This is a genomic window from Taibaiella helva, from assembly GCF_003545695.1.
In the GTDB taxonomy this organism is placed as follows: domain Bacteria; phylum Bacteroidota; class Bacteroidia; order Chitinophagales; family Chitinophagaceae; genus Taibaiella; species Taibaiella helva.
In genome coordinates, this window is record NZ_QUZZ01000004.1 from 20,863 (window position 1) to 37,964 (window position 17,102).

General features: G+C 53.3%; 19 protein-coding genes. 13 read left to right on the plus strand and 6 right to left on the minus strand.

Going from position 1 to position 17,102, the window contains the following annotated elements; translation table 11 throughout:
• Window positions 1-19 precede the first annotated feature (19 nt).
• From mazG to def, 3 genes are all read right to left on the minus strand, one after another.
• Window positions 20-787 (minus strand): nucleoside triphosphate pyrophosphohydrolase, encoded by a 768-nt coding sequence (mazG, locus tag DZC79_RS07795; RefSeq protein WP_118951006.1) that lies wholly within the window; start codon window positions 785-787, stop codon window positions 20-22.
• A gap of 122 nt (window positions 788-909) precedes the next feature.
• Window positions 910-1,311 (minus strand): hypothetical protein, encoded by a 402-nt coding sequence (locus DZC79_RS07800; RefSeq protein WP_118951007.1) that lies wholly within the window; start codon window positions 1,309-1,311, stop codon window positions 910-912.
• A 3-nt stretch (window positions 1,312-1,314) separates the two neighbouring features.
• Window positions 1,315-1,893, minus strand: coding sequence for a peptide deformylase (def, locus tag DZC79_RS07805; RefSeq protein WP_118951008.1), 579 nt, complete (start codon window positions 1,891-1,893; stop codon window positions 1,315-1,317).
• A 193-nt stretch (window positions 1,894-2,086) separates the two neighbouring features.
• Here def and DZC79_RS07810 point away from each other — a divergent pair, with 193 nt between their 5' ends.
• The 8 genes from DZC79_RS07810 to DZC79_RS07845 all read left to right on the plus strand — a co-directional run bounded on the left by DZC79_RS07810 (window position 2,087) and on the right by DZC79_RS07845 (window position 9,880).
• Entirely contained in the window at window positions 2,087-3,385 is a 1,299-nt protein-coding gene (locus DZC79_RS07810; protein ID WP_118951009.1) for a GlmU family protein, read from the plus strand.
• A gap of 55 nt (window positions 3,386-3,440) precedes the next feature.
• On the plus strand, window positions 3,441-4,211 hold the full coding sequence (tpiA, locus tag DZC79_RS07815; protein WP_118951010.1) for a triose-phosphate isomerase: 771 nt from the start codon (window positions 3,441-3,443) through the stop codon (window positions 4,209-4,211).
• A 207-nt stretch (window positions 4,212-4,418) separates the two neighbouring features.
• Complete coding sequence (locus DZC79_RS07820) at window positions 4,419-4,841, plus strand: DUF3127 domain-containing protein (protein ID WP_118951011.1); 423 nt, start codon at window positions 4,419-4,421, stop codon at window positions 4,839-4,841.
• 78 nt (window positions 4,842-4,919) lie between these two features.
• Complete coding sequence (locus tag DZC79_RS07825; RefSeq protein ID WP_118951012.1) at window positions 4,920-6,638, plus strand: DUF4836 family protein; 1,719 nt, start codon at window positions 4,920-4,922, stop codon at window positions 6,636-6,638.
• 177 nt (window positions 6,639-6,815) lie between these two features.
• Window positions 6,816-8,051 (plus strand): signal peptidase I, encoded by a 1,236-nt coding sequence (gene lepB, locus DZC79_RS07830; protein WP_118951013.1) that lies wholly within the window; start codon window positions 6,816-6,818, stop codon window positions 8,049-8,051.
• 92 nt (window positions 8,052-8,143) lie between these two features.
• Entirely contained in the window at window positions 8,144-8,950 is an 807-nt protein-coding gene (locus tag DZC79_RS07835; RefSeq protein ID WP_118951014.1) for an alpha/beta fold hydrolase, read from the plus strand.
• A 6-nt stretch (window positions 8,951-8,956) separates the two neighbouring features.
• Complete coding sequence (locus tag DZC79_RS07840) at window positions 8,957-9,487, plus strand: shikimate kinase (protein WP_118951015.1); 531 nt, start codon at window positions 8,957-8,959, stop codon at window positions 9,485-9,487.
• 3 nt (window positions 9,488-9,490) lie between these two features.
• Entirely contained in the window at window positions 9,491-9,880 is a 390-nt protein-coding gene (locus tag DZC79_RS07845) for a DUF423 domain-containing protein (RefSeq protein ID WP_118951016.1), read from the plus strand.
• Between the two features lie 46 nt (window positions 9,881-9,926).
• Here DZC79_RS07845 and DZC79_RS07850 read toward each other — a convergent pair whose 3' ends face one another.
• Complete coding sequence (locus DZC79_RS07850) at window positions 9,927-11,978, minus strand: BatA domain-containing protein (RefSeq protein WP_118951017.1); 2,052 nt, start codon at window positions 11,976-11,978, stop codon at window positions 9,927-9,929.
• 105 nt (window positions 11,979-12,083) lie between these two features.
• Between DZC79_RS07850 and DZC79_RS07855 the strand changes: the two genes are divergently transcribed.
• The 4 genes from DZC79_RS07855 to DZC79_RS07870 are packed head-to-tail and all read left to right on the plus strand — an operon-like array spanning window position 12,084 to window position 14,912.
• On the plus strand, window positions 12,084-13,238 hold the full coding sequence (locus tag DZC79_RS07855) for a sensor histidine kinase (RefSeq protein WP_157976998.1): 1,155 nt from the start codon (window positions 12,084-12,086) through the stop codon (window positions 13,236-13,238).
• A 27-nt stretch (window positions 13,239-13,265) separates the two neighbouring features.
• On the plus strand, window positions 13,266-13,613 hold the full coding sequence (locus DZC79_RS07860) for a DUF6150 family protein (RefSeq protein ID WP_157976999.1): 348 nt from the start codon (window positions 13,266-13,268) through the stop codon (window positions 13,611-13,613).
• A gap of 3 nt (window positions 13,614-13,616) precedes the next feature.
• Window positions 13,617-14,138 carry a GNAT family N-acetyltransferase gene (locus DZC79_RS07865; RefSeq protein ID WP_118951020.1) on the plus strand — a complete coding sequence of 174 codons (522 nt, stop codon included), beginning with the start codon at window positions 13,617-13,619 and terminating at the stop codon, window positions 14,136-14,138.
• A gap of 3 nt (window positions 14,139-14,141) precedes the next feature.
• Window positions 14,142-14,912: an ABC transporter substrate-binding protein gene (locus tag DZC79_RS07870; protein WP_118951021.1), complete on the plus strand. Its 771-nt coding sequence runs from the start codon at window positions 14,142-14,144 to the stop codon at window positions 14,910-14,912.
• A gap of 4 nt (window positions 14,913-14,916) precedes the next feature.
• Here the strand turns inward: DZC79_RS07870 and DZC79_RS07875 are convergent, their stop codons facing one another.
• Entirely contained in the window at window positions 14,917-15,450 is a 534-nt protein-coding gene (locus DZC79_RS07875; protein ID WP_118951022.1) for a hypothetical protein, read from the minus strand.
• A 61-nt stretch (window positions 15,451-15,511) separates the two neighbouring features.
• Between DZC79_RS07875 and DZC79_RS07880 the strand changes: the two genes are divergently transcribed.
• The gene (locus DZC79_RS07880) at window positions 15,512-16,444 is read left to right on the plus strand and encodes a beta-ketoacyl synthase chain length factor (protein WP_157977000.1); all 933 of its coding nucleotides are present in this window, start codon (window positions 15,512-15,514) and stop codon (window positions 16,442-16,444) included.
• A gap of 56 nt (window positions 16,445-16,500) precedes the next feature.
• Here DZC79_RS07880 and DZC79_RS07885 read toward each other — a convergent pair whose 3' ends face one another.
• Window positions 16,501-17,073, minus strand: coding sequence for a thioredoxin family protein (locus tag DZC79_RS07885; RefSeq protein ID WP_118951024.1), 573 nt, complete (start codon window positions 17,071-17,073; stop codon window positions 16,501-16,503).
• Between the last annotated feature and the right edge of the window lie 29 nt (window positions 17,074-17,102).

The window sequence follows — 17,102 nt, forward strand, 5'->3', positions numbered from 1 at the left end:
TTTTTAGGTTAGGGATCGGTCAGGCAGGCTTTCGCTTCACCTCGTTCCAGAGCGCATCCATTTCAGCCAGGGTCATCTGGTGCAGCGACCGGCCGCCGGCTTCGGCCAGCAGTTCCATCTGCTCAAAACGGGACTTAAATTTCTTATTGGTCCGTTCAAGCGCATTCTCCGGATCGACATGGATGAAGCGGGCATAATTGACCATCGAGAACATCAGGTCGCCGAATTCTTCTTCGATATCATTTTGTGTTTTGACCTCGATAGCCTCTTTCAGCTCCAGCAGCTCTTCTTCTATTTTTTCAAATACCTGTTCTTTGTTATCCCATTCAAATCCGACCTGCCGGGCTTTATCCTGTAACCGCAACGCCTTGACCATCGCCGGCAGCGCTGTGGGCACCCCGCTCAATACCGATTTACGGCCTTCCTTCAGCTTCAGCTGCTCCCAGTTTTGCTTTACCTGGGCTTCATCTTCCACTTTTACCTGGGCATAGATGTGCGGGTGCCGGGCCACCAGCTTATTGCATACCGATTCGATCACGTCGCCGATAGCGAATTGGCCCTGCTCCTGCCCTATCCTGCTATAAAACACGATATGCAGCAGCAGGTCGCCCAGCTCTTCCCTGATTCCTTTCCAGTCCTCATCGGTGATCGCATCGGCCAGCTCGTACAGCTCTTCGATGGTTTGTATCCGCAGCGAGTGGATTGTTTGCTTTTTATCCCAGGGGCATTTCTCCCTCAGTTCGGCCAGTATGTTCTGTAATCTTTCAAAAGATTGTGCGTAGCTCATGATTGAAAATGATTGCCGGTCGGCAACGATTACCACAAATCAACAAAAAAATTCCCGGTTCCCATCCGGTTATTCATTTCGGCACAGGAACCGGGTTAAGGTTTATCCCCAAACGGGTCGCTCTATTTCATCTTCCTGAAAAAGAACAGCAGCAGGAAAGCAAACAGCAGGTTCACCGGTATGGGCAGGAACAGCAGGTCGCCCAATGCCCGCTTAAGTATGCTATCGGGACCGAACAGGTAAAATGCCACATTAATAATGGTGAGCCCTACAAATCCTATAGCCGGCAGCTTCCGTGCCAGGCAGGCTCCTGCCCAGCAAAGGAAATACAGTGCCAGCACCAGCGGACGTAGCCAATACAGGCGCGATACCGAATCGTCGCCCAGGTAGTTCAACGCCTCGTAAACCGTCAGGACAAGGAGGAACAGGCCGATCAGCGGGAAAAATACTGGCATGGTCCTGAAGTACCGCACCAGCACATTGCCCTTCGGGCCTTCGGAAGCTATTGTTTCTTGTTTTTCCATCGCTTATTTAGGCAGCATCATACGATAATCCACGCGTACTTTTCCCTTGGAAATATCTTCCAGGCGCTTCTTCAGCAGGCGCTTCTTCAGCTGGGGCAGGTAATCGATAAAGAGCTTGCCTTCGATATGATCGTATTCGTGCAGGATTACACGTGCCGTAATACCATGAAAATCTTCTTCGTGCGCAACAAATTGCTCGTCCACATAACGCAGCCGCACATGTTCGGGGCGCTTGATGTCTTCCCGGATTTTTGGAATGCTGAGACAGCCTTCATTATAGGCCCAGGGCTCGCCTGTTGTTTCCACGATATGCGCGTTAATGAAGGTACGTTTCACCGGCTTTTCATTGGGATACTGCTTATGGTCTTCTTCGTCAAAGCCTTCCACGATCTGCTCGGTATCGACAACAAAAATGCGGACCGGGCGGTTGATCTGCGGGGCAGCCAGTCCTACGCCATTGGTGTGGTACATGGTCTCCCACATATCTGCGATCAGCTGCGGCAGGCCGGCATAATCGGGTGCTATATCCTCGCATTCCTTACGCAGCACGGGATGTCCATAGGCCACAATAGGTAAAATCATCTTTGGGTTCTCCTGTTTCTATGAATTAAAAAGAGTGCAAAGGTAAGCATTATCCGCTTGTTTATAGCCCTGTCCGCGGGGGAATACCGCCATCGATATCCTGACGGAATGGCCTCCCATTGGCAGGCAGCCCTTTCACAGCGTCTTATCTTTTCAAAAAATCCCGAACTTCGCAGCGCAATTTTCCTGACCTATGTCCTTTATTTTGTTCGACGGCCCGGCCCGTTACCGCTTTCTTCCCTTTACCCATACCCGTCCGATGGCCGATGTCCGCTGCGGCATCCTGACCATGCGGGAACGCTGGGAGCTACTGCTGGAAGCGGCGACGGGGACCCTTACCGAAAGCTACCTGCAGGGCGCCTTTCCCCTGCACAACGATGGACATACCCTCACCGATCACCTCAAAAGGTTGTTTGAGCAAAAACCCGGGGCAGCTTTCAGCCCGGGGCGCCAGGATACGGATGAGACCGTGCATACCTATATCAACAGTGCCGTATTTGCTACAGCAGATATGGCTGAAGCCATAAAAAAACTACAGCCGGAAGAAGCTTTGATCCAGGACGATGTGCTGATCGCATTCCGTACCAGCCAGCCACAGGTACAGGGCCAAGAGCTGGAGACGGCGCAGCAGATGGCAAAAACGATCAGCTACACCAGCTTTTTCCGGAAGCTGGAACAGGTATGGGATATTTTCGCTGCAAACGACCAATCCATCAGGGACGATTTTGCCCTCCTTACGGCAGGGCGGCAATCGCAGGAGCTGCCGGCTCATGTAACGGCGCTCAATCCCGGCCAGATATTTATCGAACCCGGTGCGAAAGTCTATCCCTGCATCCTGAACGCCGGCAGCGGCCCTATCTATATCGGTAAAGATGCCGAGATCATGGATGGCGTTATCATCAGGGGATCTTTTGCCCTGGGTGAGCACGCAGTGCTTAAAATGGGTGCTAAAGTATATGGCGCCACAACCATCGGACCCGGTTGCAAAGCCGGCGGGGAGATCAGCAACGCCGTCTTTTTCGCCAACAGTAATAAGGGGCACGATGGTTTCCTGGGCAATGCCGTGATCGGGGAATGGTGCAACCTGGGCGCCGATACCAATTGCTCCAACCTGAAGAACAACTATGATGAGGTGAAAATATGGGATGAATATGAGCACCGGTCGGTGAAGACCGGCCTCCAGTTCTGCGGCCTGCTGATGGGCGATCATTCCAAATGCGGCATCAATACCATGTTCAATACCGGCACTGTGGCGGGCGTCAGCTGCAATATCTACGGCGGCGGCTTTCCCGAAAAATTCATTCCCTCTTTCAGCTGGGGCGGCAGCGAAGGCATGACCACTTACACCCTGGATAAAGCCCTGGATACCGCCAACCGCATGATGATCCGGCGCAACCGCCAGCTGAGTGCAGATGAAAAGAGTATCCTGCAGCATGTATTTGAGCGCACGGCCAAACAGAGAGACCTGATGAACGTGACGCAACGACGCTAACCACAAAACATAACATTTCAAACCTTACATACATTCAAACCTCTTAAATTTTTACATGTCAAGAAAGAAAATTGTAGCCGGCAACTGGAAAATGAACCAGAATCTTTTTGAAGGGAAACAACTGGTGACCGACATCCTGAAAAGGACCGCAGCGCTTGAGCTTCCCGAAAACCTGGAAGTGGTGATCGCTCCGCCGTTCACGCAGCTTGAGCTGGCCGCTACACAGCTGAAAGAGGTGCCCGGCCATTTCCTTGCTGCTCAAAACTGCCACCAGGAAGCCTCCGGCGCTTACACCGGCGAAGTATCTGCCGGTATGCTGAAAAGCGTAGGCGTAGCCTATGTGATCCTCGGACACAGCGAGCGCCGCCAGTACTTCGGCGAAGATGAAGCCTTGCTGAGCAAAAAGACCGATGCTGCCCTGAGCCAGGGCCTGAAAGTGATCTTTTGTGTAGGCGAGCCCCTGGAGATCAGGGATGCCGGTACGCAGAACGACCTCGTACGCCGCCAGATCGAAGGCGCCCTGTTCCATCTTGATGCCGGCCAATTCGGCAATATCGTGATCGCTTATGAACCGGTATGGGCCATCGGCACCGGCCGTACCGCCACTGCCGCACAGGCGCAGGACATGCATGCTTATATCCGCAGCCTGATCGCTGCCCGATATGGCACTGAGGTGGCAGACCTGACACCGATCCTGTACGGTGGCAGCGCCAAGCCTTCCAATGCGCCCGAGCTGTTTGCCTGCCCCGATGTGGACGGCGGCCTTATCGGCGGCGCTTCGCTGAACGCCGATGATTTTGAAGGCATCATCAAAGCAGCCTTTTAATATTTTGCTTATGCTGTTTTCAGGAAATGGGCCATCCTTAAAAAGACAACAAGTGTATGATAACCATCACATTGTACAATCAACAGCCTGGAACAGAACCTAAAATGACAGAGGCCGGCTATGCCGCCTTTACTTTAGCATAAAAGATAGAACATACCTTAAAAAAATAGCTTAACTTCGTCAACTAATTTTATAAATACAGCTAATATGAGTTTAGAAGTGTCCGGCAGATTGCATGCCAAATTCCCTACGCAACAGATCAAAGACAATTTTTCTAAAAGAGAGTTCGTGCTGGAGCTCACGGATGAAAGCCCTACCGGTATGGTATTTACCAACTATGCTTCTTTCCAGTTGGTGAACCAGAGCTGCGCAGTGATCGATCAGTTCCAGGAAGGCGAGGTGCTTAAAGTGAACTTCAATATAAGGGGTAACCGCTGGGAACGCGACGGGCAGGTGCGGTATATTACCAACCTCAACGCCTGGAGGGTAGAAAGGGCTTCCGCTGCACCTGCAGCAGGCGCTCCCCAGCCCCAGCAGCAATATGCACAGCAGCCGCAGCAGCAATTTCAGCCGCAGCAGAACAATAACTTCGGCAATGCCGGCAACCAGCCCGACGATCTGCCGTTCTGATAAGAGAATGTTCAATATTCACGGTAAGCCTTGTTATATGACAAGGCTTATTTATTTTTGCCAGCTAAAACTTTATCGATGAAAAAATCCCTTCGCTTAGTGCCCCTTGTGCTGTGCCTGCTCCTTGTCCTGGCTGGCTGCAGCAAGAAAGATGACAATCTCCGCTATATTCCCAAAGACGCTATCGGCGTGATCGGCATTAATGCCGGGCAGCTGCTGGTGCAAAAAGTGGGCTTAAGCGCCATCTCGGGCAGTCCTATGCTGAAGGAAATGACCCGCGGCGCCGGCGGCGACACCTCACATTTCGACATAGAAAAAACAGGTATTGAATTCCTGTCGATCGTGTACGCTTATGCCGTACCCGACCTGCGCACGCAGAGCAAATCCCGCTACCAGGTACTGCTTCCTTTGAAAGACGCCGAAAAATTCAGCGCTTTTCTGAAAGATAAATTTAAAGAAGCGAAGCTGACCACTAAGGATAAGCTGTCTTTTGCCGTGCTGAATCCGAACATCTGTGTAGGCTGGAACAAGCAGACAGCCATAGTTGCCGCTACCATGCCCCAGCGGGAATGGGCCGACGACGGCAGCCTGAAGCCGGCGGCCGATAACACTACGCTGCTGACCGAGGAGATCGAGAAAACCTTCTCAATGCAGAAAGACCAATCGATAGCCACCAATGCAAAATTTACCGAGCTGATGAAAGCCGGGCACGATATCAGCGTATGGATGAACTATGAATCCCTGATGAACGTTATGCCCCAGGAAGAGCTGGGCCAGGCCGGTACCATCATGGCCTCACAGAAAAAGCTGATCAAAGATGCCTGCCTCGCCGGCGGTATCGACTTTGAGAAAGGCAAGATCACCGGCGATGCCCGCTACTATTTTAATCCCAGCGTAAAAGGCATTGCATCGGCGCTCGAAGTAAAATCGGTGAACAACGACCTGCTGAATAAGGTTCCCGGCAGCCAGATGAACCTGATGCTGAGCCATCATATCAATCCCCAGGGCATCAAAGCACTGATCGATACTATCGGTATGGCTCCCCTGGCCAGCGCCGCCCTCAAAGAAGTGAGCCTGAGCCTCGACGATATCCTGAACGCCTTTACCGGTGATTTCCTGCTCGCCTTTACTGACTTTAAAGTAACCACCGAAAGCCAGTCGTACACCCTGGCCGGCTCTTCTGTGAACTACACCAAACCGGTGCCCACATTCAAGGGTACCTTTTCGATGAAGATCAAGGATAAGGCTTCCTTTGACAAACTGTTGCAGCTGGCCCTCAGCAACGGCATGCTGTCGCCCGGCGCTGCACCCAATACTTATATGATCGGCGGATCGTTCACCCTGGCTACCGATGGCAGCTATGTCGTAGCCGCCAACGAGCCTGCCGTAGCCGCCAGCTTCCTGCAAACTTCCGGCAATACGGCGCTTAAGGTTCCGTCCGAGGCAAAGAGCAGTCCCTCCGGCTTCTTTATGGATATTAAAAATTCGATCAGCTCTGTACCGCTCGATCTGCTGTACGGCAAAGAAGATAGCTCGGTATTCCACGATGGCAAGCAATTGCTGGAATCCATCACGGCACATGGCGGTAAGCTGGAAGGCGACCATACCGACATGCATTTCGAAGCTACCTTCCAGAAGAAAGATGAGAACAGCCTGCTGCAGCTGATCCGTTTTGGCCAGAAAGTAGCCGAGGCAGAAAGAAGACCCTCAGATGATGTAGAAGAAGTAATTCCCGACAGTACTGAAGATGCCGTACCGGCAGAAGCTGCCGACAGCGCCGCAGTGCCGGCCACATAAGTTTTTTTGCACATGTTGTATAAAGGCCCCGCTACCCTTGGTGTGCGGGGCCTTTATCCTTCCCGCATCAGAGCATAAATGAAAAGCGGCTTATTGGCAATAAGTTACTATTTTTGACGCTTATAGCCAGGCAGGCATTCCTGCCGCAATAATGATGATCAATCCCCTGAAAAGAATATGCGCCTAGCTTTCTGGAAAAAGAAAAAACAGGATCCCAATAAGAAAAAGAAACCCGTATGGCGGGAATGGCTTGACGCCGCCTTGTTTGCGATCGTTGCAGCCACCCTTATCCGTACCTTCTTTATAGAAGCCTATACCATTCCCTCCGGCTCCATGGAAGGCACTATGCTGATCAACGACTATCTCTTCGTGAGCAAAGTGGCCTATGGACCCCGTATGCCCATGACCCCGCTGGCTGTTCCACTCGTACACAATACCATGCCTATCTTCGGCGGGAAGTCCTATACCGACGCGGTTCAATGGAAATACCGCAGGCTGCCCGGCTTTGGCAAAGTAAAACGTTACGATGTAGTGGTATTCAATTTTCCCAACAACGATACAGCTATGCTGATCGACCCTGCGCAGGATTATTATGCCGCGGTGCGTATGATGGGCAGGGATGCCGTGCTGAGCCGTACCGAGATCATTACCCGTCCCGTCGACAAGAAAGAGAACTATATCAAGCGCTGCGTGGGCATACCGGGCGACAAGATAGAGGTCATCGATGGCGTGGTCTACGTCAACGGCGCCAGGGGTGAGCTGTTTCCCCACCAGCGCATGGATTACCTGGTACAGGTCGGACCGCAGTTCCGCTACGATAACGATTACGGCGAAGAGCATCATATCCTGTTCCGCGGCGGCAACAATACCACCGGTATGGTGATGGAGATGGAATATGAGACCATGCAGGCCTACAGCAAGCTGCCGGGCGTGACCAGCATTACAACGGCTGTAGAGCCGAAAGGCAATGTAACCGGCCCCAGCGGGCAAGCCGTATATCCCCAGAACCCTGCCCTGTTCCCCTGGAACCAGGACAACTACGGCCCGATCCTGATCCCGAAAAAAGGGATGGCCATCGACATGACGCCGGCCAATGCCGTATTGTACCGCAGGGCCATCGAGACTTATGAAAAGAACAAATTTGAGATAAAGGAAGGCAGGTGCTTCATCAATGGCCAGGAAGCGGCCCGGTATACCTTTAAAATGGACTATTACTGGATGATGGGCGACAACCGGCACAACTCTGCCGACTCCCGTTTCTGGGGCTTTGTCCCGGAAGACCATATCGTAGGTAAAGCATCCTTCGTCTGGCTCAGCTATGGCAGCAACCCGGAAAACCAGGTTGATGCCTATACGAAAAAAGGTATCCGGTGGGGGCGCCTGCTACGCGGCGTAGGCTCCCTTCAGAAATAAGTTCAAAGCTGTCGCCTGTGGTGACAGCTTTTTTTTAACCTCGTCCTATAGCCCTTACCTGTTTGTTGGATTGTTCCCGAGATCATTAAGATATGTTACCGCACGCCGGCATTTTAAAATATAACGACAACGAGATCCACTGCCTCCGGATGGGCCGGGGCAGCAAGCTGCTGATCGCCTTTCACGGCTTCGGCAACGACGCCGCGATCTTTGCTCCGCTTGCCGCCCTGCTGGAGCAGGAATATACCATAGTATCGATAGACCTGCCGGGGCATGGCCTTACCCGCTGGAAGGACCCTTACTTCCGCAAGAAAGACCTGATGGCTATTGTCCAGGGCATACGGAACGATTTCGGTGCCGAACGGCTTTCCCTGCTGGGGTACAGCCTGGGCGGCAGGATATGCCTGAACGTAATCGAGCAGCAGCCCAACTGGATCGATAAAATGATATTGCTGGCGCCGGACGGACTGGAAAAGAATTTCTGGTATCATTTCGCCACCAGGAATCCGGTAGGCAAGCTGGGCTTCAAAAGCATGATGCGGGATCCCGACAAATGGATAAGCCGTGTCGGTTTCCTTAGGAAGTTTAAGATCATCGACGAATCCCGGTTTAAATTTGCCCAACGGAACCTGACCGACGAAAACGTAAGGCATCAGCTGTCTTATGTATGGCCGGTCACCAGCAGACTTGTGGTCAATATAGCGGCAGTGAAGTGGAACCTGAACAAGTACAAAGTGGAGACCCATCTTTTCATGGGACGGCACGACCGTATTTTTCCTCCGGCGCAGGGCGAACGGTTTATCCGGAACCTGAAGCAAGCCAGGCTGCATGTGCTGGACACCGGTCATAACCTGCTCGGAGCAGAGCAGCTGCCGGACATCTGCAAATCTTTATCCTGAAAAACGATGCGCATATTCCTTATCGGCATGCCGGGAAGCGGCAAAAGCTATTGGGCCCGCCAGGTGGGCGAGCTGCTGCATTACCGGCAGGTGGACATGGACCATGTGATCGAAGCCCGGGAAGGCAGCAGCATTCCACAGCTCTTCCAGGCCGGTGAAACCTATTTCAGGGAAAAGGAGCGGGAAGCCCTGCTCGCTGTCCTGGAGCAGTTTGCCGACAAGGTTGTAGTCGCAACCGGCGGCGGCGCGCCCTGCTATAAAGACAACCTGCGGCTGATGAAAGCAGCGGGCTGCGTGATCTACCTGGAAACGGAGCTTGAAGCTCTCCTGGCCAATATTGAGGAACAAGGGCTCGAACGCCCCCTGCTGGTCAATGGCAACCGGCAGGAGCTGGCCGAAAAATTGTCCCGGCTGTACAGGCAAAGAAAAGAAATATACGAGCAGGCACACCTGAAGATAGACACCGGAACGGCCAACCTGAGTACCTTTGCAGCAGCTCTCGAGCAATACCTTTCCGATAACAATCTTTCGCTCTGAACAATGTACAGACCCGCTCTTACTGCTGCATTCCTGTTCGCGCTTATCGGCGTGATCACCGGCGCCATGGGCGCTCATGCGCTGCGTCCCCACCTTACCGACGAGCTGCTGGCTTCCTATGAAACCGCAGTGAAGTACCAGTTCTACCACAGCTTTGCGCTGGCCATTGCCGGTATCCTGCATCAGGCTTTTCCTTCGGCATGGATACGCCGGGCCACCTGGGCCTTTCTTGGCGGCATCCTGCTTTTTTCCGGTTCCATCTATTGCCTGGTGTACCTGAAAGCAACGGCTTCCGTTGGCTTAGGCGGGCTGGGCATCCTGACGCCTATTGGTGGATTGTTCTTCATCGCCGGCTGGCTGTTCCTGCTTCTGGGTATCCGCAGGAAGGCCTGACAAAGGGCATAGTTCCCGGGAGCATATCAAGCTATAAACAATAGTTTCAGGAAACGGCAGCCACCGGTTCCGGTGCCTTTCTTTTCCGCAGCAGCAGGAAGGTTTCTCCCGCCAGGCAGCATAAGGCCACGATCACGCAGATCTTCCACAAGGGGAATGGATCATGTGCCTGGTTCCAGCCCTGGCGGCCTACGGTCTGCTCATCCAGCCAATGCAGCTTCGCCGGCGCCATCACCCGTTCCAGTGAAGTACGGGAAATGCTGCCCAGCAAAGACTCCTTGCGGAGCGCATTCAGCCCCACCAGCACCGTATCTTTCGAGGCCTCGCTGTACAGCTGGTAAAAGCCGGCGTCCCTGGCGGTATTGTTCAGGTAAAGCTCTACACCGATGCCGGCGGGCCGCTGCGAAGGGATTGCATCGAAGCCGGGCCTGGCGAGATGCCATACCTTCCGGTCGTCCGTACCTGATACCGGCAGCCACAAGGGCGCGCTGCTGCCCACAGCCCGCGCATAGATATTGCCACCGCTCCCCTGCACTGCCATCTTATACAGGACCGGAACGAAGAAGTAGCTTAACACAAAATTGGAGCTGCGGTCATCCAGCGAAGAAGCGCAGAGATAGAGCTTGCCCTGCATCAGCGAATATTGCGCCAGGAAAGGCTTGCCATCGCGAAAGCTCATCAGCGCCTGCTGGTTGGCGGCTACCGAAGCATCGACAGGGTATCGCTTTACGGCCACCGGCAGCTGTATGTTGTCCGGCACTTTTTCAAACACATCCTGCAGCAAAGGATGTGCCTGCTGCAGGGATACCACCTGCTGTCTACTTGTATCTACTTTCCCAAGGCTGATATCGCCCCAGCTTTTCAGGGCCTGATTAAATGCATCGGCGTCGGTAATGTTACCGGGAAAAAGCAATATGTTCTGCCCGCGCTGCAGGGCTTCTTTGACGGCTTCCTGCACATCGGGCGTGATCCGGGAAAGATTTTGCAGGATCACCAGGCTGTATTGCGGCCACTGCGCCTTATTCACCGAGCCGGCATGCTCCTGCTGCACGCGGAAGCCCTGATAGGTGCGGAAGGCAGCTTGCAGGTAAGGATTAATGGTTTCGTCACTAACGATCAGCACGGAAAGGTTGGGCGTGGTGCGCGCCGCAATGCGGAAGGTATCGTCGAAGCTCAACGGATGATCCTCCAGGCTGATGCTGATCTGCTGCCAGCCGGCGCCATTCAGCTGCAATGGCAGGGTATCTGTCCAATCCTTACCCGCTTCAGGGGAGATCGCGCTCACCGCCCTTACCTGCCCGCCCACAGCCACGCTCAGGTTGCTGCCCTGTTCCTGCGCTGCACCGCTTTGCTTTATCCGCACTACCAGCGGATTGGACTGGCGGGTATCGAGGTTTAGGGAAAGGAAGTAAGCCGTATCGATATACAGGTTAGACACTTTATCGGCAGTAAGCGGATAGCAGTACACCGTGGCGTTTACCGGCTGCGGCAGCTTTTCGTCTGCATCCAGCGTGCTTTGCTGCAGATCGCTGAACAGGTAGATATTCCAGGGCTCTTTCCCTTCGTTCGCCTGTGCGGCAACAATGCTGTTCATTACCTGCCGCAGGGAAGCTACCCGCGCTACCGGCCGGATGGCATTCAGCGCCTCAAGCGCTTCGCTGCGCAGCATAGGCCGCGTGGCAGCCAGCTTATCATTGCTCAGCAGGAGGAACCGCGCCGTATTGCCGGAAGCGGCAATCAGCTGCCGGACTTTCTTCTTTGCCTGCTGCAGCAGGCTTTCCTGTCCTTCCCCTATCGTCATGCTATACGAATTATCGATATAGATCGCCGATACCGCAGCTTTTCCTTCGGTACCCCTGCGGCCCAGGAAAGGCTGTGCAAAAGCCAGCACCAGGGCCAGCAGAAAAATCATCCGCATCAGCAGCAGGCGCCAGTTATGTACTTTCGCCTGCCTTTTGGTCGACAGCTGGATATTCCTCAGGAAGCGGGTATCAGGGAAGGCAACACGTTTGTAGCGCCGCAGGTTGAACAGGTGGATCAGCACCGGGATCACCAGCGCCAGGCCGGCCAGAAGAAACAGGGGAAAAAGAAAGCCCATAGCTTCAAAAATAGCGAGTTCGGCGCAAATAAACAGAAAAAAGATAAAGCCGGAAGCCCGTGGGGAAAGGCTTTCGTCCTTATGTTTTTTACTTACTTTTGGCCCATGCGCAAGTACCTGCACTGGAAAACATACCTGGTTGTCTTTGCCCTTACGATCGTCGGCTTTGCCTTGTACTACTTCAACCAGGTAGCCAAGGATATGGCTGTGGAAGAGGAGAAAAGAGTAGTCATGCTGGTGGAAGCCTTCCGCACGATAGCCATAGGATCACCGCAGGCACAGTCCGATGTTACTTTTGCATCGAAAGTCATTACAGAGAATACAACCATACCGCTGTTCCTTACTACGGACAAGGGAGAGATCACCAGCACGCAGAACCTGGACAGCAGCCGCCTGATCAACGATCCGGAATACCTGGCTCGTAAATATGAGGAGTTCAAGCGACTGCACGAGCCCTTGCCCTACGATTACAGCACACCCGGCCTACCGGGCAAGGGCTACGTCGTCTATGGCGACTCTATACTGCTGAACCGGCTTCGTTATTATCCCCTCCTTATCCTTGCGATCATTGTTTTTTTCCTGCTCATCGTGATCATTGCCATTTCCAATGCACAGCGCAGCATACAAAACCAGGTATGGGTGGGCATGTCCAAAGAGACCGCTCACCAGCTGGGGACCCCCTTATCCTCTATTGTGGCCTGGATGGAATTGCTGAAGGATAACGAAAGCAACCGCGAATGGATATCGGAAATGGAAAAAGATGTATCACGGCTGCAGCTGATCGCCGATCGTTTTTCCAAGATCGGTAGTGTGCCCCAGCTGAAGGAAGAGAATCTCGTTGACCGCCTGCAGGGTATGGTGGAATACATGCGTATGCGTAAGCCGCAGAAAGTAACGATCGATTTTGAGCATGAAGAAGACGATGTACAGGTACTGCTCAGCGGGCCACTGTTCGACTGGGTGATCGAGAACCTGATGCGCAACGCACTCGACGCCATGGAGGGCGAAGGCCGGATACTGATCACCTTGACCAATCAGCCCCGCCTGGTCACCATCGATCTCAGCGATACGGGCAAAGGCATTCCCAAAAATAATTTTAAGAAGGTGTTTGCCCCCGGCTACTCTACCAAGCAGCGCGGCTGGGGCCTGGGCCTGTCGCTGGCCAAGCGTATTATCCAGAAATACCATAATGGCAGTATCTTTGTAAAATCGTCGGAACCCGGCAAAGGCACTACTTTCCGCATCGTATTCAGGAGGTAGCGCAGGCGCGTCAAAACCTGCCCGCTCATGAAAAATATTCTTTGTTTGGCCTGCCTGTTGCTGATGCTTTGCGGTGTCCGCCCGGCCAGAGCACAGGTCGTATTTTCTACAGATTGGAAAAGCGATGCCCAGGTGATCGTCTATGTGACCGATTCCAAAAGCGACGCCGACATCGTAGTGTATAAAACCAAAAGCAAAAGCGATGCCGAAGGCAAGAACGAAGGCGTATGGTATTTCACCGAATGGAAAAGCGATGCCAAAAAACAGATCTATTTTACCGATTGGAAAAGCGATGCCGACCTTATCGTCTATTTCACCGAATCAAAAAGCGATGCCGGCTGGAAAAGCAGGAAGAAGATGCATCTGCTCTACTAGCTTATGGAGATAAAGATCAGGGAAGCGCAGGAACGCGACCTGCAGCAGATACTGGACATCTACAACGATGCGATATTAAACACCACTTCGGTGTATAATTACAAGCCGCACACACTGGCTATGCGCCACGAATGGTTCCGCCAGAAGCAGCAGGACGGCTTCCCGGTTTGGGTAGCTGACCTGGACGGGCAGGCCATCGGCTTCGGCACCTATGGCCCTTTTCGCCCCTGGGCCGCTTACAAATACACTGCCGAGATATCGGCCTACATCGATCCCGCACACCGGGGCAGAGGGATAGCCAAGCTGCTGTATCCGCAGCTGCTGGCATCGGCGCAGCAACAGCAGCTGCATGCGCTGGTTGCCGGCATCGACGCTACCAACGAGGCCAGCCTGAAGCTGCACCGGCATTTCGGCTTTGAAGAGGTGGGCCGTTTCAGGGAAGTAGGCTACAAATTCGGTCAATGGCTGGACCTGGTCTTTATGCAACTGTTGTTACCCAAACCCGAACATCCTACTGAAGATTAAGCTATGTTCTTTCTTAATGGCGATAGCAAACCCAATAGTCCTCCGAAACGTATCGTATCGCTGGTCCCCTCCCAAACCGAGCTCCTGTACGACCTGGGCCTGGAGGAAGAGACAGTAGGTATCACCAAATTCTGCGTGCATCCCGATTCCTGGTTCCGGAGCAAGACAAGAGTAGGCGGCACCAAAGCGCTGCACCGCGATCGTATTGCTGCACTGCAGCCCGACCTGATACTTGCCAATAAGGAGGAGAATGTAAAAGAGCAGGTAGAGCGCCTGCAGGATATAGCACCGGTATGGATCAGCGATATCCATACCCTGGACGATGCCCTCGAGATGATCCGTACCGTGGGTGCACTTACGGATAAGAAGGATAAAGCAGACACCATCGCCGGGCGTATCGCAGCAGACTTCGGCGGGTTGGAAGCCTTCTCCCCTGCTCGTTCCGCGCTATACCTGATCTGGCGTAAGCCCTGGATGACTGTGGGTCGCGATACCTTTATCCACGATATCCTTCAGCGCGCCGGGCTGACCAACAGCTACGCAGACGGGGAACGCTATCCTACCATCAGCAATGAAGACATCATCGCCCGTAATCCCTCGCTGGTGCTGCTTTCATCGGAGCCCTATCCGTTCAAACAACAGCATATACAGGAATTACAGGCCCTGCTGCCTGCAGCAACCATACAGCTGGTCGATGGTGAGCTATTCAGCTGGTACGGCAGCCGCCTGCTGCATACTGCCGCTTACCTGAAGCAGCTGCAGCATACATGGTAAGTCGTTAAAAATAGCCGAAGTAAACTCTGGAGAAAGTGCTGTATTCAATATTGATCTCGTCGCCTTCTTCGTAGAGCTCAAAGTCTTCCTTGCTCACTTCTATGCTGAGCCGGAAAGTGGAACGCAGAAAAAAATGACAGGTATCGTTGCTATTGACGTATTGCTTGCGGCTGATCTCGGTACTCTCAATGGTTTTGTTACCCAAACGGATGTCTTTTCGCAGCGGCTTCAGGCTGCGGGCATAGACGATATAGCTACCCACAGCGACGATCAGCAATAGAACAATCATACCCAGCACATAGTAGAGGTATACCCGTGGCTCCTGCTCTTCACGCAGCTGCGCCATGGCCGGTGTATCCCGGCTGCGCTTGATGCTTTCCATAATGATACCCATGCAGCAGGGCACGATCACGAACAGCACGGCCAGCATCCGGGTGGTTTTTAAAAAGGCGTGTTTTTCCCTGGCTTCTTTTTCTTTGAGGTAAGAAAGCTCCGAGTCGTTCATCGGCTCCAGGTATGTATAGGCAGCTCGGGGCATCGTAATTTTGCCAGCCTAAAGTAAGGCAAAAAAAGTATTTTTGACGCCTATTTCAATGAAAATGTACATCAACCGATTTTGCAGCATCAGCCCTGCGGGCATCCTTACACAGGACACCCCGGTAGCGGCACTTCAGCAACCGGCGCGGGGCAAAGCCGCCTGCATCGAGCCCGATTACAAGGAGTTGATCGCCCCCATGCAGCTGCGCCGCATGACCAAACCGGTGCGCACAGGTGTGGCAGCCGCAAAGCTTTGCCTGGGTGAGGTATTGCCGGATGCGATCCACGTGGGCACGGCCTACGGCATGCTGCAGGATTCGGAAAATTTCCTGCAAAAGATGATCGTGCAGGAAGAGCAGACCCTTAACCCCACAGCCTTTATCCAATCGACGCACAATACAGTATCCGGGCAGATCGCTTTATCGCTGGCCTGTACTGCCCACAACATGACCTATGTGCACAAAGCGCATTCCTTTGAGAGTGCCTTGCTCGATGCGGCGCTGATGCTGGCCGAGCGGCCGGAAGCTACAGTGCTGGCCGGCGCTGTAGACGAATGCACGGATACCAGCTACGCGATACTCGAACGCTTTGGCAAATACACCGCTGCCGATATTGCCGGCGAAGGCGCTGCCTTTTTTTCTTTATCTGCCCGCAGGACACAAGACACGCTGGCACAGCTCAGAGCATTCGACATGTTCTCCGCTGCTGATGAAAAGACCGTTGCTGCATCATTGGAACAGTTCCTGCAACAACATGAGCTTCCTGTCGCAGACAACGATCTCCTGCTACTGAATGCGCCGGGGTCCGACCGTTCCGGCGGCCCTTTCCGGGACCTGGAAACGATAACCTACAACCAATACTGTGGCGCTTATCCTACGGCATCTTCCTTTGGCCTGGCATTCGGCATTGCGCTGCTGAAAACCGCAACCACCCGGCGCTGCTGGATACTGAGCGGCTGGGGACAGCACTACAGCGTCCATTGCCTGGAGCGCTGAACATAAGTGTGGCCCCATCTTTCAGACAGGGCCACGGTACAAGTAGGATCGGGAAATTACTTATTGACATTTACAGTAGGCCATGCCGGCTTAAAGCTGTGCTGCCAGTCCTGCCAGGGGGTTGACTTGTGGTTGTTGCCGCCCAGGTATTTCAGGATGCTTTCCATCTGGAAGATCTCCAGGTAACCAGGCATCGGCTGCGCATTCTCAAAGTTCTCATCCATAAAGACGGTAGTGGGATAAGAGAGACGGCCCTGCAGCAACTGCACGGCCAGCTCATTCACTCTTTTCTGAGCGGAGTATTCCCATTTCTTACCCTGGAAGGTTACGGCATTGCGCTGCTCGGCATCGAACTTAACTGCGTAGTAATGCTCGTTCACGTAACGGATCAACGAATCGTTGCTGTAGGTCTTTTTGTCCATCACCTTACACCAGCCGCACCAGCCGGTATACACATCGATCAGCACTTTTTTCGGATGCTGCTTCATTTTGGCTTCCGCCTCTTCAAAGCTGATCCAATGGATCTCTTTGGCGTCTTTGCTGTTATCGGCGCCGTCCGTTTTATCTGTAGCGCAGGCAGCCTGGGAAAAAGCGAACAGGATGCCCAGCAGCGAAAGTATCTTTTTCATGAACTCTTCTTTGGATGATTAAAATAGGG